Annotated in this window: 21 protein-coding genes; all 21 read right to left on the bottom strand. The window is 49.7% G+C overall.

What is annotated here, in order from left to right:
* Positions 1 to 7 precede the first annotated feature (7 nt).
* The 21 genes from lpdA to paaB all read right to left on the bottom strand — a co-directional run bounded on the left by lpdA (position 8) and on the right by paaB (position 20,831).
* Positions 8 to 1,435, bottom strand: a complete 1,428-nt coding sequence (gene lpdA, locus KH172YL63_RS02550; protein WP_173104636.1) for a dihydrolipoyl dehydrogenase — start codon at positions 1,433 to 1,435, stop codon at positions 8 to 10.
* Positions 1,436 to 2,596, bottom strand: a complete 1,161-nt coding sequence (locus KH172YL63_RS02545; RefSeq protein WP_173104635.1) for a dihydrolipoamide acetyltransferase family protein — start codon at positions 2,594 to 2,596, stop codon at positions 1,436 to 1,438.
* A gap of 15 nt (positions 2,597 to 2,611) precedes the next feature.
* Entirely contained in the window at positions 2,612 to 3,607 is a 996-nt protein-coding gene (locus KH172YL63_RS02540; RefSeq protein ID WP_269475185.1) for an alpha-ketoacid dehydrogenase subunit beta, read from the bottom strand.
* Between the two features lies 1 nt (position 3,608).
* Positions 3,609 to 4,673: a pyruvate dehydrogenase (acetyl-transferring) E1 component subunit alpha gene (pdhA, locus tag KH172YL63_RS02535; protein ID WP_173104634.1), complete on the bottom strand. Its 1,065-nt coding sequence runs from the start codon at positions 4,671 to 4,673 to the stop codon at positions 3,609 to 3,611.
* A gap of 978 nt (positions 4,674 to 5,651) precedes the next feature.
* On the bottom strand, positions 5,652 to 6,758 hold the full coding sequence (locus KH172YL63_RS02530) for a Leu/Phe/Val dehydrogenase (RefSeq protein ID WP_173108028.1): 1,107 nt from the start codon (positions 6,756 to 6,758) through the stop codon (positions 5,652 to 5,654).
* Between the two features lie 98 nt (positions 6,759 to 6,856).
* On the bottom strand, positions 6,857 to 7,252 hold the full coding sequence (locus KH172YL63_RS02525; RefSeq protein WP_173104633.1) for a thioesterase family protein: 396 nt from the start codon (positions 7,250 to 7,252) through the stop codon (positions 6,857 to 6,859).
* A 331-nt stretch (positions 7,253 to 7,583) separates the two neighbouring features.
* Positions 7,584 to 8,378, bottom strand: a complete 795-nt coding sequence (locus KH172YL63_RS02520; protein ID WP_173104632.1) for an ABC transporter ATP-binding protein — start codon at positions 8,376 to 8,378, stop codon at positions 7,584 to 7,586.
* Entirely contained in the window at positions 8,353 to 9,330 is a 978-nt protein-coding gene (locus KH172YL63_RS02515) for an ABC transporter permease (RefSeq protein ID WP_442858764.1), read from the bottom strand. Before KH172YL63_RS02515 ends, KH172YL63_RS02520 begins: the two co-directional genes overlap by 26 nt.
* Before the next feature lie 67 nt (positions 9,331 to 9,397).
* A complete protein-coding gene (locus KH172YL63_RS02510; RefSeq protein ID WP_173108027.1) occupies positions 9,398 to 10,369 on the bottom strand; it encodes an ABC transporter substrate-binding protein in 972 nt (323 codons plus the stop codon).
* A gap of 300 nt (positions 10,370 to 10,669) precedes the next feature.
* On the bottom strand, positions 10,670 to 11,626 hold the full coding sequence (locus tag KH172YL63_RS02505; RefSeq protein ID WP_173104630.1) for an NAD(P)H-dependent flavin oxidoreductase: 957 nt from the start codon (positions 11,624 to 11,626) through the stop codon (positions 10,670 to 10,672).
* Between the two features lie 112 nt (positions 11,627 to 11,738).
* Entirely contained in the window at positions 11,739 to 12,614 is an 876-nt protein-coding gene (paaX, locus tag KH172YL63_RS02500; protein WP_173104629.1) for a phenylacetic acid degradation operon negative regulatory protein PaaX, read from the bottom strand.
* A gap of 506 nt (positions 12,615 to 13,120) precedes the next feature.
* A complete protein-coding gene (locus KH172YL63_RS02495) occupies positions 13,121 to 13,342 on the bottom strand; it encodes a hypothetical protein (protein WP_173104628.1) in 222 nt (73 codons plus the stop codon).
* A gap of 210 nt (positions 13,343 to 13,552) precedes the next feature.
* A complete protein-coding gene (locus KH172YL63_RS02490) occupies positions 13,553 to 14,758 on the bottom strand; it encodes a thiolase family protein (protein ID WP_173104627.1) in 1,206 nt (401 codons plus the stop codon).
* On the bottom strand, positions 14,755 to 15,630 hold the full coding sequence (locus KH172YL63_RS02485) for a 3-hydroxyacyl-CoA dehydrogenase (protein WP_173104626.1): 876 nt from the start codon (positions 15,628 to 15,630) through the stop codon (positions 14,755 to 14,757). The genes KH172YL63_RS02490 and KH172YL63_RS02485 overlap by 4 nt, the downstream gene beginning before the upstream one ends.
* A gap of 70 nt (positions 15,631 to 15,700) precedes the next feature.
* The gene (locus tag KH172YL63_RS02480; protein ID WP_173104625.1) at positions 15,701 to 17,218 is read right to left on the bottom strand and encodes an aldehyde dehydrogenase family protein; all 1,518 of its coding nucleotides are present in this window, start codon (positions 17,216 to 17,218) and stop codon (positions 15,701 to 15,703) included.
* 24 nt (positions 17,219 to 17,242) lie between these two features.
* The gene (locus KH172YL63_RS02475) at positions 17,243 to 18,016 is read right to left on the bottom strand and encodes an enoyl-CoA hydratase-related protein (RefSeq protein ID WP_173104624.1); all 774 of its coding nucleotides are present in this window, start codon (positions 18,014 to 18,016) and stop codon (positions 17,243 to 17,245) included.
* Positions 18,017 to 18,028: 12 nt separating this feature from the next.
* On the bottom strand, positions 18,029 to 18,808 hold the full coding sequence (locus KH172YL63_RS02470; protein ID WP_173104623.1) for an enoyl-CoA hydratase/isomerase family protein: 780 nt from the start codon (positions 18,806 to 18,808) through the stop codon (positions 18,029 to 18,031).
* Complete coding sequence (locus KH172YL63_RS02465; protein ID WP_173104622.1) at positions 18,801 to 19,109, bottom strand: EthD family reductase; 309 nt, start codon at positions 19,107 to 19,109, stop codon at positions 18,801 to 18,803. Before KH172YL63_RS02465 ends, KH172YL63_RS02470 begins: the two co-directional genes overlap by 8 nt.
* Positions 19,110 to 19,167: 58 nt before the next feature.
* Positions 19,168 to 19,656 (bottom strand): 1,2-phenylacetyl-CoA epoxidase subunit PaaD, encoded by a 489-nt coding sequence (gene paaD / locus KH172YL63_RS02460; RefSeq protein WP_173104621.1) that lies wholly within the window; start codon positions 19,654 to 19,656, stop codon positions 19,168 to 19,170.
* 3 nt (positions 19,657 to 19,659) lie between these two features.
* Positions 19,660 to 20,502, bottom strand: a complete 843-nt coding sequence (gene paaC, locus KH172YL63_RS02455) for a 1,2-phenylacetyl-CoA epoxidase subunit PaaC (RefSeq protein ID WP_442858750.1) — start codon at positions 20,500 to 20,502, stop codon at positions 19,660 to 19,662.
* Complete coding sequence (paaB, locus tag KH172YL63_RS02450) at positions 20,475 to 20,831, bottom strand: 1,2-phenylacetyl-CoA epoxidase subunit PaaB (protein ID WP_173104620.1); 357 nt, start codon at positions 20,829 to 20,831, stop codon at positions 20,475 to 20,477. Before paaB ends, paaC begins: the two co-directional genes overlap by 28 nt.
* Positions 20,832 to 20,843 lie beyond the last annotated feature (12 nt).

Raw genomic sequence — 20,843 nt, 5'->3', positions numbered from 1 at the left:
TCATCCACTACCTCACCGGCTGTTTTTTCCTCGGAGGCATATGCACGGCATCCCCCTTCAGTCCTTCAACCGCTTCTAAAAGGCTTTCATTCATGCTCGGATGAGGATAGAGAGGAAATCGGAAATCTTCATCCCGTGCGCCCATCTCAAGACCAAGGATGCCTGATGTGATGAGCTCCACCGCACCCTGACCGATGATATGGATGCCGAGGATCACGTCCGATTCACTGTCTGAAACGACTTTCACCAGACCATCCTTCTCATCCGTCAGCAGGGCATACCCATTCCCCCTGACAGGATTCTCACTCACTGACACCGCATACCCCAGCTCACGCGCTTCCTCCTCAGTCAGCCCCACACACGCAATCGGCGGACTCATCTGCACCACACTCGGCACAAACCCCAAATCCACCTCCACCTTCAACCCGGCCGCCGCCTCAGCCGCCGCCTTCCCCTGCTTGATCGCTTTCACTGCGAGGGACGGACCTTCCGTGACGTCCCCGATCGCCCAAATATGTGGAATCGAGGTCCGTCCCTCCCGATCTGTCTTGATATAGCCACTGTCCGTCAGGGCAACCGACAGGCGGTCGAGGCCGGTGTTTGTCAGGTCTGGCTTCGTTTCACCGCTGACGACAAAATGTGAACCCTGGATGGATACTGTTTCCCCAGACGCTTTTTCGAGTGTGACGATGACGTGTCCGTCCCTCCCGAAGGCTTCCTCGATGGCGGCATCTTTGATGACGTTGATGCGCTGTTTTTTCAGCTGCCTGAAGAGTTCTTTCGTAATCGCCGGATCAAATGGCAGGTCGCCGGTGAGGAGCAACGTGACGGCACTCCCGAGAGTGGCGAACACCGATGCGATTTCCAATGAAATATAATCGGCTCCGCAGATGATGAGTTCTTCCGGGATTTCCTCGAGCTGAAAGATTTCCCTTTCCTTCAGGATATAGCTCCCATCAAACTTGATTCCTTCAGGATAATGAAAGACCCCACCCGTCGCCACGATCGCCTCCTTGAAGTTGAAAAGGGAAAACTCATGACCGTTTTCAACCCCGATACGGGATTCTGACAGAAAGGCAGCCGATCCTTTCATGACCTCCACCTTATTCGCTTTACAAAGTGACTCCACACCTGCCCGGAGCTGGGATATTTTTTTATTTTTATAGAGTTGCAGAGAGGCAAGATTCGCTTCCACTTCTCCATACTCCAGACCCATTTCCTTCAGATGCGCCGTCTTTTTAAATTCCTGGGCAAAATGGGTGAATACCTTTGAGGGGATGCACCCTTTATTCAGGCAGGTCCCCCCAAGCTCCTCCCGCTCGATCAATGTGACCTGTCTGCCGAGGGCCGCTGCCCTGATCGCAGCATGATACCCGCCGGGACCGCCCCCGATGACGATGATGTCCTTTTCTTCTGTAATTTCTCCCACTACCATTTATATCAACTCCAGAAGCATGGATTGAGGTTGTTCGATCAAATCCCTTAATCGGTTTGTGAACTTCACGGCCGTTCCCCCGTCTGCGACCCGGTGATCGAAGGACATCGACACATTCATCATCGAGCGGACGACGATTTCATCCTTTTCGTTCACCATCGGCCGCTTCTTCGTCTTATGGAAAGCGACAAGGGCGACTTCCGGATCGTTGATGATCGGGGTTGCACCGATCGATCCGTCCAACGGTCCGACATTGCTGACGGTGAACGTCCCTCCCTTGATGTCGGCCATCGAAAGCTTGCCTTCAATTGCCTTCCTGGTCAGTTCCTTCATCTCACTGTGAATGTCTTTCATTGATTTTTCCTGTACCCCTTTGATGACCGGAACGATCAATCCTTCATCCGTATCGACTGCGATGCCGATATGATGCTGAGACTGAAGCACGACACATTCTTCCTCTTCATTGAGACGGGCATTGAAAATAGGAAACTCTTTTAAACAAACCGACAGGACTTTGATAAAATAAGCCCCCATTGAAATGCTCTGTCCGCTTTCTTTCATTGAATCTTTCCAGATTAATAGATTCGTAACGTCAATTTCCTCAAAGTGTGTGCAGTGAGGGATCGTCCTCAGCGACTGGGACATTTTCGCAGCGATTTGTTTTCTCCTGCCCCGGAACGGGATCGTGTGTGGCTCTTCCTCGTGGAGAATCGGCGCTTCTTCTTCCCTTTCCGGAACCGGCCCTTTGTCTTCTTTCATATAAAGAAAGACATCTTCATCCAGCACCCGGCCACCTGCTCCGGAACCGGTCACTTCTTCTATATTGATGCCATGTTCCCTGGCGATCTTTCTCGTATACGGGGATGCAAGTATCCTCTTTTTCCTGACCACCTGAGTGCTGGCTGGAACGATCCGCCTGCTTCCCCCGGCTCCTTCTTCCATCAGCAGGACCGTCGAGCCGACCGGTATCGTCTCACCTTCCCTGACTGTGATTTCCTTGATCACACCGGAAAAAGGCGCAGGAATCTCCGCCGTCATCTTATCCGTCTGTACTTCCACCAATGGCTGGTCCGCTCTCACCACATCCCCGACCTTCACAAGAAAGTGATTGATGTTGGCTTCGGTCATGCCTTCTCCGATATCATGAAGCTTTACTTCCATGAACTCCCTCCTCGTCTAATAGCGTGCCACTTTCTCAACTGCAGCGAGCACACGTTTACTGTCGGGTAAATAGAAATCTTCAAATCCGAAATACGGAACCGGGGTATCAAATCCCGTCACCCGTTCAGTCGGCGCCTTCTGATATAAAAATGACGTGTCATTGATGATCGCCAGCACATCATTTCCGACACCGCCCGTTGCATGCGCTTCATGGACTATCACCGTTCTGCCTGTCTTCTGTACAGAGTCAGCGATCAGATCTTTATCTAGAGGGTAGAGTGTCCTAAGGTCGAGGACCTCACAGTCGATGCCTTTCTCGCCCGCTGCTTTTGCAGCATCTTCTGCAACCTTGACCATCGCCCCCCAGGCAATGAGGGTCACATCCTCCCCCTCTTTGACTACCTTTCCCTTTCCGATCTCCACCGTATATTTCTCTTCCGGCACTTCTTCCCTGGACGATCGGTAACATCTCATCGGCTCAAGGAACAAAACCGGATCAGGGTCTTCTATCGCTGCAATCAGCAGTCCCTTTGCATCGTAAGGCGACGAAGGACATACCACCTTGATTCCCGGCATATGGGTGAAAAGGGCCTCTGTGCTGTCGGAATGAATCTCAGGTGCCCTCACTCCAGCCCCATACGGAGCCCTGATCACCAATGGGCACGTGAAATGGCCAAGGGTACGTGAGCGTAGGCGTGAAGCATGTGTCATGATCTGCTCATATGCAGGGTAGATGAACCCGAGGAACTGGACCTCAGCCACGGGACGGAAGCCGTTCAACCCCATTCCAATGGCCGCACCGATGAACCCGGCTTCACTTAACGGGGTATCAATGACCCGGTCTTCCCCGAATTCCTGCTGCAGCCCGTCCGTCGCCCGGAACACCCCTCCATTCGTTCCGATATCCTCACCCAGTAACAGGACATCATCATGTTCCTCAAGCATCACTCTCATCCCATCCGTGATGGCCTGAACCATCGTCAACGTCTTCATTTTCGTTAAGGTGCTCATCCTATTCACCTCTCAATTGCTCAAGGAGCTTTTCTTTTTGTTCCTGGATCGTCCATGTCGGAGTTGCAAACACATGATCAAAAATCAAACTTGGCTCTGCTTCCGGATAAGCTTCCAGCGCCTCAACCGCCATATCGACTTCCTTCGCACACTCCTTCTCCACAGAAACCTTCCAATCCTCATCAATCCATCCTCTTCGCTCCATGAATCTGGTCAGGCGATCGACCGGATCATTCTCCTTCCGCCTCGACTCACTCTCCTGCTGATCCCGATACTTCGTCGGATCATCGGCAGTCGTATGGGCACCGTATCTCCACGTCACCGACTCGATCAGGGAAGGTCCGTCCCCCTTCCTTGCCCCCTCCAATGCCTTCAGCGTCTCGAAATAAACCGCAAATACATCATTGCCGTCGATCCGGACACTAGGCATATCGTAGGCAAGGGCTTTCTGGGCAATCGTCTTCGTCTTCATCTGTTTATGGATAGGTACAGAAATCGCGTATTGATTATTTTGATTAAAAAAGACAACCGGAGCCGACCATACGCTGGCCAAATTCAACCCTTCATGAAAATCCCCTTCGGAAGTGGCGCCGTCTCCAAAATAAACAATCGCCGCATTCCCGGTTCCCTTCCGCTTCTCCGCATACGCCGCTCCGACCGCATGAGGCAGCTGTGTCGCAATCGGAATCCCCGGCGTGAAAATATTCTTCCCTTCAGGAGGCACGCACCCTTCATTCCTCCCCTTCCAAAAAAGAAGGATATGAAGCAACGAATGCCCAAACGTCATCGTCGCACCATGGTCCCGGTAAGACGGAAACAGCCAATCTTTCTCCTTAAGAGCAAGCGCACTCCCCACCTGGGAAGCCTCCTGCCCTTCATACGGTGCATACGTCCCGATCCGCCCCTGACGCTGCAAACTCACCGCTTTCCGGTCAAACGTCCGGATCCTCATCAAATGCCGGTAAAACGTTCTGGCCAAGTCCTCTGAAATTTCCTTTTCATACCCGCTTTCAACTAACTCACCTTCCCGGTCCATGACCTGGACCAGCTGAAATTCCTCGATCATCTCATCACCTCTTATGGTGCATATTTTTAGGAAAAGGAATCCGGTCAGGATTCCTGTCTACTCGTATATAGGTTTGCCGGTTTCTTGTGCAGGGAGATGTGTGGGGTCTTGGGTGGAGGTCTGCATTCTGATGGTGTCGTGCTGATTAGTAAGGTCGTTTCAATGTTTGTTCGGTTTGAAGGATGAAAAAGTGTAACTTCGTCGTCTCTTTTTGTGTTGGGAGGGCATTTTTGCTGTTTTTTTAGCTTTTGGGATGGTGCTTGGAACGGTTATTGCGTGAGATTGGGTGGTTATTGCGTGATATTGGGCATTTATTGCGTGAGATTCGCTAGTTATTGCGTGAGTTTTAACGTTTATTGCGTAACTTATAATTCCTCATGCAATTTGGACATTTTCACTTTGGAGCAGGGCAAATTTTACTGTTTGCGCGCCGCAATATCTGAAAAAGTTGTAACTTTTCACCCTAACCCTCTTTTCAGAAGACGTTTTTAACTCTATTTGTCACTCTACAGGAGTGCTCGGTACGTTAATTGCGTGAGTTTGGCTGGTTATTGCGCAACTTTGAACATTTATTGCGTAACTTTCGCTGGTTATCGCGTGACTTTTAACGTTCATTGCGTAACTTCAAATCACTCATGCAATTTGGACATTTTCACTTTGGAGAAGGGCAATTTTTAATGTTTGCGCGCCGCCATATCTGAAAAATTTGTAACTTTTCACTATAACTCTCTTTCTAGAGGACGTTTTTTACTCTACTCGTCACTCTTCAGTGTTGCTCAGTACATTAATTGCGTGAGTTTGACTGGTTATTGCGCAACTTTCACCGGTTATTGCGTGACTTTTAACGTTCATTGCGTAACTTTCCGCCTCCATTGCGTAACTTAACCTCAAACCCCTCATCCAATTTCCCCAATGCCCAGTCAGCAACTTCCCCAAACTATCGCCCAACCCATCCCCTCCATACCACAACCATCAACCCTAATTCCTAACCGACCACTTCGGACGCTTCCCATGCGAGAAGAAGCTGTTCCGCTTTGTCCGGGAGTGGATCCGGTCTTCGCAAAAGCGATTCGCCGCCTCTACCGTGGTCAGATGCTGATTTTCTGATTGAAGATAAATATTTTGAAGGCTGTTATAGATCGCGCTTGTTTTTTGCAGGACCCGCTCTTTGTTCGGTTCGTACAATTCGTCTGCTACTTGGATCAGGCCGCCTGCGTTGACGATGTAGTCGGGTGCGTATAGGATTCCTTTTTCATGCAGCTTCCTTCCGTGGGATATGTCCAGTAGCTGATTGTTGGCTGAACCTACGACCGCCTTTACTTTCAATTGATCTACCGTATGATCGTTGATAATCCCCCCGATGGCACATGGGACGAAGACATCTGCGTTGACGGAGTAGATTTCCTCTCCTGATACGACTTTGATACCCACACCGATCTGCTTTGCTTTTGCAAGCAGTTGGTCGATCGATTTCTGACTGATATCCGTGACGTAGAGATCAGCTCCTTCTTCCATCAGGCGTTCGGCTACTTTAAAGCCTACTTTCCCCAGTCCCTGGATGGCGTAGCTTTTGCCGTGAAGGTCTTTTGAGCCCCAGACGTTTTGATTTGTCGCTTCCAATCCGTACATGACCCCCATCGCTGTCGGGATGGATGAATCCCCGCTTCCGCCGTATTCTTCATTGACCCCGACGATGCAGTTTGTTTCTTTCAGGGCATAGACGAAATCCTCCGGGGTCGTGCCCATATCGGTTCCCGTGTAGAATCGGCCGTTGAGGGATTCTACGAATTGACCGAATGCCCGGAAAAGTTCAGGGTGTCTGTCTTTTTGAGGATCGCCGATGATGACCGCTTTCCCTCCGCCAAAATCCACGTCGGCTGCTGCACATTTATACGTCATGCCTTTTGACAGTCGCAGGACATCTTCCAACGCTTCATCGACCGATGCGTAAGGTCTCATCCGGCAGCCGCCAAGGGCTGGACCGAGCGTGGTATTATGTATGGCGATGATGGCTTTGAGCCCTGTTTCTTCATCATTGCAGAATATAACCTGCTCATGATTTTGTATCTTTTGAAACATATCCATGTCATTTCCCCCTGCAAGCCCGTCATTTGTAAACGCTTTCAGTTTTGTCGATGTGTTAGACACGTAGCTTCCCCCTTTTACCTTTCGTCAAAATGGAGCTAACTCCCTTTTATTCTTTCGTTAATTTTTTCTTTTGCCAGCACGACTTGTTTCACTTCGCCTTTCCCTATCACTCTGGCATTCTCTCGATCCAGGACCGTCACTTCGGTCAGGATGATGTTTCGTTCATATTTGATGACGATCGCTTTGATTTCAAGTCGTGAACCTTCTTTCGCCGGTGCCATATGCTCCACGTTCACTTGTGCGCCCATTCCCTCTTCATGCTCTTCCAGAAAGGGAAGGATGATTTTCCTGGATGCCCACTCCATGTGGTACACCATCGAGACCGTTGAATAGACCGGGTGCACAACGCTTCCTTCGAATTGGGCATACATATCGGAGGTCACTTCCGTCAGTACGGCGGCCGAATGTCCTTCTGCTAATCCAGGCTTCATTGCTTTCCCCCTTTAAACGAACAGACAATAATTTTTTATATAACGTTAATTCAACGATATAATAACATTTTGTTTTATAAATAGTCAATAAATTGTTAAAATTTAAAATATTATATCGGTATACGTTATGCAGAGGGACGGACCTCCAACAAAACGGTCTCCACGATCAGTCCGAACCTTCACAAGACCGCCCCACCGACCCGCACTGACCCCAGACCCGACCAACCAGACGGACCTTCCAGCGAAGCGGAAGGTCCGTCCCTCTCTCCTTTAAAGCAAAAAAGCAGCAGGGCGTGGCCCGCTGCTTTTTTGTTGAAGGTTGTTTGTCTTTTCAGGAGAGGAGCGCCCGGTCGCTGGCCAGTTTGCTTCCGCGGATTCGCTGGAATTCGTGGAGGAGGCCTTCGACTGTCAGGTGTTTCTTCTCGGCTTCGTTCACTTCAAGGATGATCTGTCCTTTGTCCATCATGATCAGCCTGTTTCCAAGGTCGAGTGCCTGCTGCATGTTATGGGTGACCATGAGCGTCGTGAGCTTGTACTTCTCGACGATTTCCTTGGTCAGGTTCGTGATCAGGTCGGCACGGGCCGGATCAAGCGCCGCCGTATGTTCATCCAGCAGGAGGATCGACGGTTCTGTGAACGTCGCCATCAAGAGTGAAAGCGCCTGCCGCTCTCCGCCGGACAGTAATCCCACTTTGGCATTTAACCTGTTTTCCAGTCCTAAATGTAGGGTTTCAAGGACTTCTTTAAAGTAAGCTTTACGCTTTTTGGTGACCCCAAGTTTAAAGGTTCTTGTCCGGTTTCTCGAATAGGCCATGGCGAGATTTTCTTCGATCGTCATGGACGGCGCCGTTCCTGCCATTGGGTCCTGAAAGACGCGCCCGATCAGTTTCGAGCGTTTATATTCAGACACCTTCGAGACGTCGTGATCATCAATCACCACGTTTCCGATGTCCGGGAGCAGGACGCCTGACACGATGTTCATCAGCGTTGATTTCCCTGCCCCATTACTCCCGATGACGGTGACGAAATCACCCGGTTTAAGGGAAAGCTGGATGTCATCGAGGGCGATTTTTTCATCCGGTGTCCCTTCGTTGAATACTTTATGGATTCGATTTAACTGTAACACCGCTCTCACCCTTTCCATCCGTTATCGGGGCCCTGTTCATCCGTTCTGCCAGCCGCTGGGACTTTCGTTTCTTATCTTTATAGCGATCCATCACCTTTGGCATGACGAGGGCAAGGATGACAATCGTCGCCGTAATCAGTTTCATATCCCCTGTTTCAAGGAAATCGACTCGAAGGGCCATCGATACGACCAAACGGTAAATGATCGCGCCCCCGATGACTGCGAGCGTCGTACGTGCAATCGTTTTGGTACCGAATAACGCCTCACCGATGATGACCGAAGCAAGACCGATGATGATCATCCCGATTCCCATTCCGACATCGGCGAACCGGCTGTACTGGGCAATCAGTGCCCCGGATAAGGCGACCATCCCATTTGAGATCCCCAATCCAAGGATGATCATCAAATTCGTATTGGCCGAGAAACTGCGGATCATCCGCTGATTATCCCCGGTCGCCCTCAGTGCCAATCCGACTTCTGTCTTCAGGAAACCGTCGGTCAAAAATTTGATCAGCAGTGTGATGATTGTCATGACGAAAAGGATGCTCCATGTGCCAGGGACAGGATTCCCGAGTCCCACTGCCATCCACAGCTTATTGAGGGCTGCGTCGATCCCGAGCGGGGACCAGAACCCTTCCACGCCTGTAAATGCCGTGTCCTGGTTCAGGAGGGGCACGTTCGATCTTCCCATAATCCGGAGATTGATCGAATAGAGGGCGATCATCATCAATATCCCGGATAAAAGCGCATTGATTTTTCCAAACGTATGAAGCAATCCTGTGATACAGCCCGCGACAAATCCGATAATGATCGCTGTCAGCGTGGCGATGACCGGGTTAACCCCGCTGACAATCATGGTCGCTGCGACGGCGGCCCCGGTCACGAAGCTGCCGTCGACCGTTAAATCAGGAAAATCCAGTATCCGAAAGGACAGATAGACTCCGAGGGCCATGATTGCGTATATGATTCCAGATTCAAAGGAGGCAAATATTGCAGTTGGCACGAATCATCATCCCTTCTTATTGTTCTTCTACAAACTTCCCTAGTTCAGACCAGGCTTCCTTCACTTCCACACCTTGTTCTTCAGCTGCTTTCTTATTGAACATCAACTCAAAGTTTTCCGGAGCCTGTACAGGGATTTCAGAAGGTTTTTTCTCCCCTTTTAGAACCTGCACGGCCATCAAGCCGGTTTGGTAACCAAGGTCTTCGTAGCTGAATCCGCTCGCTGCGATCGCACCTTTTTTCAGTGAATCAAGCTCTCCTACGAATAGAGGGATATCCTTTTCGTTCGCTACAGTGATGACGGATTCAAGCGCCGACACGACTGTATTGTCTTTCGGGATATAAATGGCATCGACTCTACCCACGAGGGATTCAGTCGCTTGTTTAACATCGGCAGACGTTGAAACCGTGGCTTCTACCACTTCGACTCCGCTTTCTTTTGCAAGCTTATTCACTTCAGCTACCTGCACGACAGCGTTTTGTTCACCGGAATTATAAACAATCCCGATCTTCTTCGCCTTCATTTCATCCGTGATAAAATGCAGTGTTTTGGAGATCGCTTCCGGATGCGTATCTGTTGTTCCGGTAATATTCTCACCAGGCTCGTCAAATGACTTGACCAATTCAGCACCCACAGGGTCGGTTACTGAGGTGAAAATGATCGGGATATCCCTCGTTGCGTTCAATGCCGTTTGTGCACTTGGGGTCGAGTTTGCAAAGATGAGGTCCACACCGTCCCCGACGAAATTCTTCGCGATGCTTTGTGAGTTACTTTGATCACCCTGGGCGATTTGAACATCAAATTTTACATTTTCCCCTTCTTTGAACCCATTTTCAGCGAGTGCTTTCTTGAATCCTTCAAACGCTGCATCCAAAGATGGATGTTCGACAATCTGGGTCACCCCGATGACGTACTGTTTCTCTCCATCTTCACCACCGGAACTCTTATCACTGCCACACCCTGACAGAGCCAGCATTCCCAATAACATCGAGACGACAATAAGCAATAAACTCTTCTTCTTCACAGAAATCCCCCTTTTTCTTTACCTGATATATGATCAGTAGTCTAGTAGACTAGCAAATCCGTTTGTGATAAAAATATCGACCTGCGTAAATACAACGTTATATTATCACTCCTGTCACAAAATAGTCAATAATATTCAGAAAAATTAAAAATTAATACTAGTATAGTCGGTATCTGCCGGATTATCCAGAGGAAATGACAAATTTACCGGTCCAGCCTGCCATGATTTTTTTCCTATAAAAAAAGCGCCCCGAAGAGCGCTTGCTTATGATCCAACACTATTTTCAGATAGCTTTTTAAAAATGTTCGAGGCATCGCCTATCATTCTTTCAATCAATTCTTTCACCGAAGGAACGTCAGCCACCAATCCTGATACCTGACCTCCATTGATGAAGCCTTCATCCAGCTTCCCTTCTAAGGCACCGATCCGGTGGTAGTCTTCTGAAGTCATTTGATTGAATTCTTCAGGTGCCACTCCCTCCAGTTCCTTTTGAAGCAAGTTTGCAGCATACGGGGTCTTCATGACCCGCCTTACCTTCCCGACGGAACGGCCGACGATGACCGTGCTGTTGTCACCTGCTTCCACCAGGGCAGATTTATAGTTTGCATGAAAAGGAGCTTCCTTCGTTGCGATGAATCTCGTTCCCATCTGTACGCCGCTCGCGCCAAGGGCAAGCATGGAAGCAAGCCCCCTTCCATCACCGATTCCGCCTGCTGCCACAACCGGGATGCTCACCGTATCGATAAGCTGGGGAATGAGCGCAAGTGTAGTCGTTTCAAGATTGGAGTTGATGCCCGCAGCCTCATACCCCTCCGCCACGATGATATCTGCACCTGCTTCTTCAGCCTTCATTCCCTGGCGTTTAGAAGCGACGACACAGATCACCTTCACATGATGTTCATGAAAATAAGGAATGAGAGGCGCCGGATTTCCTGCCGATAAAGACACGACCGGAATGCCGTGCTTCACCACCAGCCGCACCATTTCCTTCAGGTGAGGCGTGATGGAAACCGGGATATTGAGGGCGAATGGCTGACGGGTCCGCTTTTTCGTTTCAATGATGATCCCTTCCACCTCTTCTACCTCCATCGTCCCGACACCGATCGTGCCGAGCGCCCCAGCCTCCGATATGGCCGCCGTCAACGGTGCATTGCTGATATTCCCCATTCCGCCTTGTATGATTGGATACTTGATTTGTAATACGTCCGTGAGTTTATTCATTTATAATCCCCCTTCGTTAAAATCATGTTATACTTTTTAGAATTTTTAGACAAGGGTTGCAGAGGTCCGTCCCTCAAAAAAACCTGCCGAAACGAGTCGGCAGGTGGGTGGGTCAATCAAGAAGTAAAGGATGGGTCATGACGTTGTAGCTGTGGTCTTTGTTTTTTAATTCGTTACCGTCTTCGAATACGCTCTCGAAGAAACGGGAAGCCGGTTCTGCAAGCTCTTTGTAGTACTCACCGAACAGGGTGGCTGCGTGGGCACCGAGCCATTTCTCGGGAAGGAGCTCTTCAGGCAGTCCTGGATCGACAAACAGGAATTTCCGGTACTCATGGACGAGCTTCGTTCTTTCTACGAAGCATTCTGCGTCTGTCATCTGCCCCTTCCCGATTTTACTTTTATCTATCATATATCGCTGACTGTAGTGGGAGATGAATTCCTGATAACGGTCGTTGATGTCATTCAGGTCCCAGCTCTTTTCAATCAATCTTTGATTCTCGTTAGGACCTTCATACTCAGCGATGAAGAAGTCGACATAGTCTTTAATATCATATTTATCAATCAAAGAGCGAACCTGGGTGTCCAGATTATTAGGTGAGATCCAGGTGCTCGTGGACAGCGTGCCGAATCCGCTCCACACCAACTCTTTCCTCAATTCGTCCCGGATGCTTCTGATTTCCTCGGGGATTGAATACATGAGGATCCTCCATTTGCCGTCCCATTGCTCGGGCTTAAGCTTGAAGATCCGGTTGGCCGCCTCTTCCATACGGGTCGCCCCCCGCTCAGTCAGGGAATAGTAGCTTTTGTTCCCCTGCTTCTCAGCCTGGACCCAGCCTTGCTTATTCATCCTCGAAATCGCGGCCCGCACCGCCTGATCGTTGTGACCGAATTCATTGAGAAGACGGATCAGGCTGCCGATCCAGATTTTATTTCCATAGTGGCGTATGTAATCACCATACAGTGTGAAGATCATTGATCTTGTATTCATTGCTGGCTCTCCTTTGGTTATCTCTCAAATTTTCATGACGTTCATTTTACGTTTGAGTAATATATTATCATAAATATGATATGAAAATAAAATGAATATTCTTATTTCAGTAAAATATTAAGTGTGTTTATGTAAACATTGTTGCTTTTAAACAAGCGAGGTGCGGTTGATTGCAGCGAAGGATGCTCGCTTTCCGCGGGGATGGCAGTGAGCATCTTCCGCTCCAATCAACCATCGAAGATAAAAACCAAATATTCATTGGATAGACTGCTTATTTATCTTCTGAATAGTAGCGACCAACGTCATTTGAGTATATTGTCCTTGATTCATTGCTATGGCAATTTAATTATTCCACAGCTCAAATTACCGAAGATACTCACATTAACGTCTAATAACAACAATCTATTCGAAAAGAGTCTTTCAAATAAAGCCTAATAAAAAAATCCGAACTCATAGAATCTCAGATCGGATTTCACGTTATCGTGAAGGCTGTTTCCACAGCCTTCTCAATGATACAACCTCAACATCTCCAGCATCTTCACAAAATCATAGGTGTTGACCACCTTTTCTTTGGACCAGTTGGTTTCGATCCACTGTACAAGTTCCTCCTGGCTGTTGAATATTTCCCCGCTTGTGTCAGCTTTTCTGATCATAAATCGTCCGTTATCTTCGTCCACGACGACGAGACAGGGGATTTCGCTTTCTACTGTCATGATTTCGAATTCCATACCTTTCACCTCATGTCTATCCTTTCTAAAATAGAAAGGTCTTAATCACAAAAAGAGGATGGGACATAGCTTTGCCCTCCAATCTACAGCTGGAACCTGCCAGAGGCAGGTAAGAATTGATAGCATGAAAAAATCCGAACGAAGTGGATTCTTGACAAATCATTCGTTTGGATTTTTCATTGGCGGGCACTTTTTTGTCCCGGCCCCGTATTACGATTGCATGTTTTCCACCAGTGTCGCGATCCCCTGACCGACACCGATGCACATGGTGGAAAGGCCGTAGCGTACGTTTCTTCTTTTCATTTCATATATAAGGGTGGTAAGGATGCGGGCACCGCTTGCACCGAGTGGGTGGCCAAAGGCGATGGCTCCTCCGTTGACGTTGACCCTTTCTTCATCGAGACCGAGTTCACGGATGCAGGCGATGGATTGTGCGGCAAAGGCTTCGTTCAGCTCGACTAGGCCTACCTGGTCCATTTCGAGACCGGAACGCTTCAGCACCTTCCTTGTGGCATAGATCGGTCCAAGGCCCATGACGGACGGTTCGAGACCTGCCGTGGCAGACGTCATATAGCGTGCAAGGGGGGTGATGCCCAGTTCGTCCGCCTTCTCCCTGCTCATGAGCAACAGGGCCGATGCCCCGTCATTGACCCCTGAGGCGTTCCCTGCCGTCACGGTCCCTCCTGGAAATAAAGGCTTCAGTTTCTGTAATTTCTCATGATTCGTCTCCGGTCTTGGATGTTCATCCCTCCCGAAGGTGGTTGAATTTCCTTTGCGGTCCCTGAGCTCCACCGGGACGATTTCATCTTTGAACCGTTCTTCATCCATCGCCTGTTTTGCTTTCATTTGGCTCCAGTAGGCAAAGTGGTCCTGTTCTTCCCGGGAGATGCCGAACTGCTTCGCGACATTTTCGGCGGTTTCAGGCATGGAATCGGTGCCGTATTCTTCCTTCAGCTTTGGATTGACGAACCGCCAGCCGATCGTGGTATCAAACATTTCCATATTCCCTCTCGGAAAGTCCTGTGCAGATTTGGCCATGACGTAGGGAGCACGGGTCATGCTTTCTGTCCCGCCCGCTATGAAAATATCCCCTTCGTTAGCGAGGATCGCCCTTGCCGCATAGTTGACGGCATCAAGGCCTGATCCGCACAGCCGGTTGATTGTGGTCGCACCGACTTCAACCGGCAGGCCGGCAAGAAGTACAGACATCCGGGCTACGTTCCGGTTGTCCTCCCCTGCCCCGTTCGCATTCCCGAAAACGACTTCCTCGATGCTCTCCGGGGCCACATGGGGGTTCCGTTCCACAAGCGCTTTAATGACATGGGCACCGAGGTCATCGGGCCGCACCTCTTTCAGGGAGCCTTTATATTTGCCAATCGGTGTCCTGACGGCATCGACAATGACGACTTCCCTCATGACTGATGCTCCTTTTCTTTCACCTTCAGATAGTCATAAACACCCTTGCCTGTTTTCCGCCCCAGACGGCCTGCCTTTACGTATTGCTCCAGGAGCGGTGCCGGGCGATACTTTTCCCCAAGCTTTTCGTGAAGGTATTTCAGGTTATTCAAGCGTGTGTCCAATCCAACAAGGTCCCCGAGCTCAAATGGGCCCATCGGGTAGTTGAGGCCGAGCTTGATCGCTTTATCGATTTCTTCCGGAGAACCGAGCCCTTCCTGCAGCATGTAAAATGCTTCGTTTCCGACCAGCGCGCTGATCCTGCTTGTGACAAAGCCTGGGAACTCATTGATGACAACCGTTTCTTTCCCCATCCTTTCAGCGACCTGCTGGATCACCGCCGCTGTTTCATCGCTCGTTTCCAATCCCCTTACAATCTCAACAAGGGGCATTTTATGTACAGGATTGAAGAAATGCATGGCGATCACTTTGTCCGGCCGTTTTGTAAAGGAGCCGATTTCAGTCGGGCTCATCGTCGAAGTGTTCGTTGCCAAATAGCATGCTTCAGGGGCATGGGCATCGAGTACTTGGAAGACACCTTGTTTGATATCGGTTTTTTCAGGGACGGCTTCAATCACCACATCCGCATCCCGTACGGCAATGGACAGGTTCGTTGAATAGTCCAGACCCTCCATGGCCTCTACATACTGCTGCTGTGTCAGTTTTTGACGTTCCAGACCCTTTTGGAAAAGAAGCTGAATTTCATCCTTGGCATGATTCAGCTGCTCCTGTTTGATATCCACAAGGGTTGTGCGAAATCCCCCCGTCGCGGAGACATAGGCGATCCCTCTCCCCATTACGCCGGAACCAACGACTACGATATGCTGTGTCATATTCATTTTCCCCTTTCTAGCAATAAGGGGTTGACCATGATAGGACAACCCCCTGCTTGTTTATGCGGAATTATACTCCGAATGGATTCAACGGACGGTTACCGAAATAGGAAATGATGCTTTTGGTTTCTGTGTAGAGATCAAGCGTTTCAACACAGAGCTCACGGCCGAATCCTGATTGCTTGTAGCCTCCGAACGGCGTGCCCGGGAATGCGGAGAACGGACAGTTCACCATGACGATACCTGCCTGGATCGCTTTCGAAACCCGCGTCGCACGGCCATGATTCTGAGTCCAGACGGCTGATCCAAGTCCATACTCACTGTCATTTGCAAGCTTGATCGCTTCTTTTTCATCCTTGAACTTCATCACTACGACAACGGGTCCAAAGATTTCTTCCTTGACGACTTTCATCTCGTGGTTCACATCAGTGATGATCGTCGGCTCATACCAGTAGCCCTTTTCAAAGTTTTCTACGGTGGCAGGCTTTCCTCCGACCAGGACTGTCGCTCCCTCTTCTTTCGCCGATTGTACGTAACCGTCGATCGTATCGAGCTGAGACTGGTTGATGATCGCCCCGATATGTGTCCCTTTATCGTGTGGATCGGCAAGCTTCAGCTTCTTCGTCTTCTCTACGAACTTTTCCATGAACGCATCATAAATATCTTCATGGACGTATAAACGGGAACGGGCTTCACAGGATTGACCTGTATTATAGAAGATTCCGAACAGCGATCCGTCTACGGCTGCATCCACATCGGCATCTTCAAACACGATGTTCGGTGACTTCCCGCCTAATTCAAGGGTGACACGCTTCAATGTCTGGGATGCTTTTTCCATGATGTTTTTACCGATTGGGGTTGAACCTGTGAAAGCCACTTTGTCGACCTTCTCATGCTCTACCAGGTAGTTTCCGACTGTCGAGCCTGCTCCCGGGATGATGTTGACGACCCCTTCAGGCACTCCGGCTTCGATGCAGATTTCGCCAAGGACGATGGCCGTAAGCGGCGTCAGTGTCGCCGGCTTCACGACAACCGAACAGCCTGCTGCAATCGCCGGTGCAATCTTCCACGCCGCCATCATCAGCGGATAATTCCATGGGATGATCTGGGCGCACACACCAACTGGCTCTTTCTCAGCCACGTTTGTGAATTGACCAGGCACGTTGTTGACCGTCCCACGGTGACCAACGATCGCCCCAGCATAAAATTCAAAGTCTTCGATCGCCTGCATCACCTGTCCCTGTGCAGCAGTCAGTGACTTCCCGCTGTCCATGATCTCAAGGGAAACAAGCTCATTGAAACGGGATCTCATGATGCCGGCGATTTTGTTCAGCACCCGGGATCTCTTATTGATCGGGAACTTCTTCCATTTCCCGTAGTCAAACGCATGCCTTGCCGCTTCGACCGCTTTTTCCGCGTCTTCAACCGATGCAAGTGATACCGTCGCAATCGGTTCTCCCGTTGCCGGATTGTAAGTAGTAAAGGTTTCTCCCGCCCCGCTCTCCATGCGCTGACCGTTGATCACCAATGAATAATGATCCCTTTTCATTTCAAGTACTTCAAAGCTTTGCTCTTTAACTGTAGACATAACTCCATCTCCTTTGTGATTGAATTATTTACCGTGAAAGACCGGTTTTCGTTTTTCCATAAAAGCCGTGACACCTTCCCGGTGGTCATCTGTCAGACCTGCGATCCGCTGGGCACAGGCTTCTTTTTCTAAGTATTCATTGAAGGATGCATCACCGCTTCCCTTCAATAACCGCTTCATCAAGCCGATTGCCTTCGTTGGCATCGAGGCGATCCGTTCTGCGAAGCGGGCCGTATCTTCCTCCCACGCCTCGAGAGGGATGATCTTCGTGACGAGACCCAGTTTCTCTGCCTCCTCTGCCTTGATCTTTTCCCCGAATACAGCAAGCTCCATGGCTTTGGCGTATCCTACGATTTTTGATAAGTAATAGAGATTCCCTGAATCCGGGACCAGTCCGACATGTACGAATGCCTGCACGAAGCTTGCTTTCTCTGACACAAGCCTGAAATCACAGGCAAGCGCAAGGCTGAATCCGGCACCTGCCGCCACTCCGTTGACGGCGGCGATGACTGGTTTTTCACACTGTTCGATTTCCTTCACCATCGGTCCGTAGTTATGTCGGAGGACTTCACCGTGATCCATGCTTTCATCGACTTCACTTAAATCCTGCCCCGAGCAGAATGCCCTGCCTTCCCCCGTGATGACGATCGCCCTCACTTCTTCATTCCGGGAAGACTCCTTCACCGCTTTTTGGATCTCGAGATTGAGCTGGCGGATGAAAGCATTCAGCTTATCCGGGCGATTCATCGTGATCCATGCCACGTTATTCTTCACTTCATACTTAATCGTTTCGTACATGGGGCAGCCTCCTTATTTCCCTTTAAAATCCGGTTTTCGTTTTTCCACGAAAGCTTTCATGCCTTCTTTCTGGTCTTCGGATGCAAACAGGAGATAGAAATTCTTCCTTTCATACTGCATCCCTTCATAGATCGAAGAGTCCACCGCTTTATGGACCGACTCCTTGATCAACCGCAGGGAAAGTGGCGGCTTTGAAGCCAGCTTTCTGGCAAATCTCTCTGTTTCTTCTATTAATAACTCTTTAGGGATCGTCCGATTGATGATCCCCCATTGAAGCGCCTGATCTGCCGTGAACATCTCTCCTGACAGCAGCCATTCCATCGCCCGGGATTTCCCGATCAGTTTCGTGAGCCTCTGGGTTCCGCCCGCCCCCGGCATGACGCCAAGATTCACTTCCGGAAAGCCGAATGTCGCATCCTCGGAGGCAAACAGCAGATCACAACAAAGGGCAAGCTCGAACCCTCCACCCAACACAAATCCCTGAACCGCCCCGATGATCGGCTTTTTGATCCAGGCAAGGCGGTCCCACTCAGTGAATTGATTCAACAACTCCAAATCAATGGCCCCGTCCTCTGCCATTTCATCGATATCGGCACCTGCAGCAAACGCCCTGCCCTTTCCTGTCAGCAGAATCACTTTCACTGAATCGTTCCGGTCCAATGTCTCCAAGGCATGGACCAGTTCCGACACCATCGGGCGATTGATTGCATTCAGTACTTTCGGCCGGTTCAATTCAACGAAACCAAGTCCGTCCCTTTCGTTGACGACGATATATTCGTACTGCCTACTCATTCACTTCTTCGCCGATCATGAGTGTGACAAGGTCTGCTGCGAATCCCATTAAATCCTTTCCTGATGCTTTTCCTTCATCGGACTTCATGGCCGCTTTCAATGCTTCATGACTGTCATAATACATTTCACACATTAAGTAATACTTGCCTTCTCCACCCATCGGGGAGCCGACGATCCTTGTCACTTCCATCTTTTTAAGACCAGGGATCTTTGCAGTGATCGGAGCGTGTGTGTTGAAATAATGCTCATCGAATGACTCTTTGTTTTCAGGGTGCTTGTATAATGCGATCAGTTTTACCATAATGAAATCTCTCCTTTGATTATCAATCATTTATTCCTCGCTGCATGCAGCGGGTTACTTACATCATTGTCGATATCGGTTTCATCGCTTCAAACGGATTCCGGCACTGTTTGCAGTACAGAATGCTTCTGCAGGCAGTCGGGCCGAATAGATTTTCCATCGACGTATAAGGTGAATCACAATAGGGACAGTGAATTTCCCAGTCTTCTTCTCCTGTAAAATGCTCAGGTGGCGGCGCGATGCCGAATTCCTTCAGTCTCTCCCGTCCATTTTCGGTCAGTCTTTCCGAAGTCCATGGCGGGGAGTAGACGAAGTTCACCGTTATCCTTTCAACCCCAAGCTTCTCCCTGCACGCCTTTTCCACATTGCCCCTGATGATATCCAGGGCGGGACAGCCGACAAAAGTCGGGAGGAGTTCAATCAACACCTCATCCTTTTCATGCTCGATGCGGTGGACCATCCCAAGATCCACGATGCTGATCGAGTCGATTTCAGGATCTTTCACTGTATGAAGCACATCCAACACGGTTACCGTCATCTCCCTCATCCTTTACCAGCTCGCCTGGGGATTTGTTTGATACACTTCACTTAAAGTGGCAAGCGCCTGATTCAGATCCCCGGTATGTTCCCCAAGGCGTCCGTTCCCTTTTTGCATCCTGATTTGCGGGGGAAAAGCGAGATTTGCAGATTGAAAGACCGGCTGAAGTGCAGACTCCCAGCGCTTCGTCATGCTCTCTTCTCCTTCGATCAGGGCCATGAGTGCCATTTCTTTTCCTTTTGGCCCAAGAGTGAGGACCCCCTGGAATTCATTCAGCACCCTGTCGATCGCCTCATTCATCCGTCCCCTCGCTTCACTTCCCGCATTCATCAGCTGAATGAACCAGGTTTTCCAATGCAGCAGGTGATAGTATAATTCCGTATTGATCTTGACGGCCATGTCGGCCAGCGGTTCATAGGACGAGTTCTTCAGCGCATCGATCCGTACCTTTTTCGCGACGCTGTAGAAATAATGCCGCACCACGGTGAAAGCCCAATCGTATCGTGGTTCTTCCAGATAATGCCCGGGTCCATTCACCTCTTCAAGGAGAATGGCATTTCTTCGGTCATCCGCCTTACGCCCGTGGGCAAGAGCGTCCTGATCCCCTTCGCCCAGGTCCTCCAGTAGCTGATAAAACATCGTGGCGTGCCCCATCGTATCCTGGTTGATGGATGAAAACGCGACATCTTCTTCAATATGGGGAGCGAGCCCCAGCCATTCAGACCCCCGGTAAGCAAGGATGAAATCATCATCTGCCAATTGATAGAGGAGACTGAGTAGGGCTTCTTTATAATCTGCATTCGGGATGTCCTGTGGACCTTTCACCTTCATTTCTTCTTCACCAACTCTCCCCATGACATGATTTCCTTCTCGTCTAACATTTCCTGTTCATACTGTCGCCACTTCTTCTTCAAATAGCCGTACCCTTTCGCATTCCGGTAATCTTTATTATCAAGGCGCGACACACTTTCCCTTTCTTCAGGCGTCATCATGCGCACATCCGAACGCTTCACGACCCATATATCCGACACAGGCTCCCGCCTCATGAAGTTCTCCTGGGCCATCACCATGGCAAGCTCATGATTCGGTGCCAGCAGGCTGAATTGATGCTGCATCTGTGCCCCGCCGGTCCTTTTACTGAACACTTCAAACTCCTGATAAAAATTCTGACCTTTATCAGACATCCCAACTCATCC

It is taken from the genome of Bacillus sp. KH172YL63 (genome assembly GCF_011398925.1).
Taxonomy (GTDB): Bacteria; Bacillota; Bacilli; order Bacillales; family Bacillaceae_B; genus Rossellomorea.
This window is presented reverse-complemented; position numbering and strand designations above follow the sequence as displayed.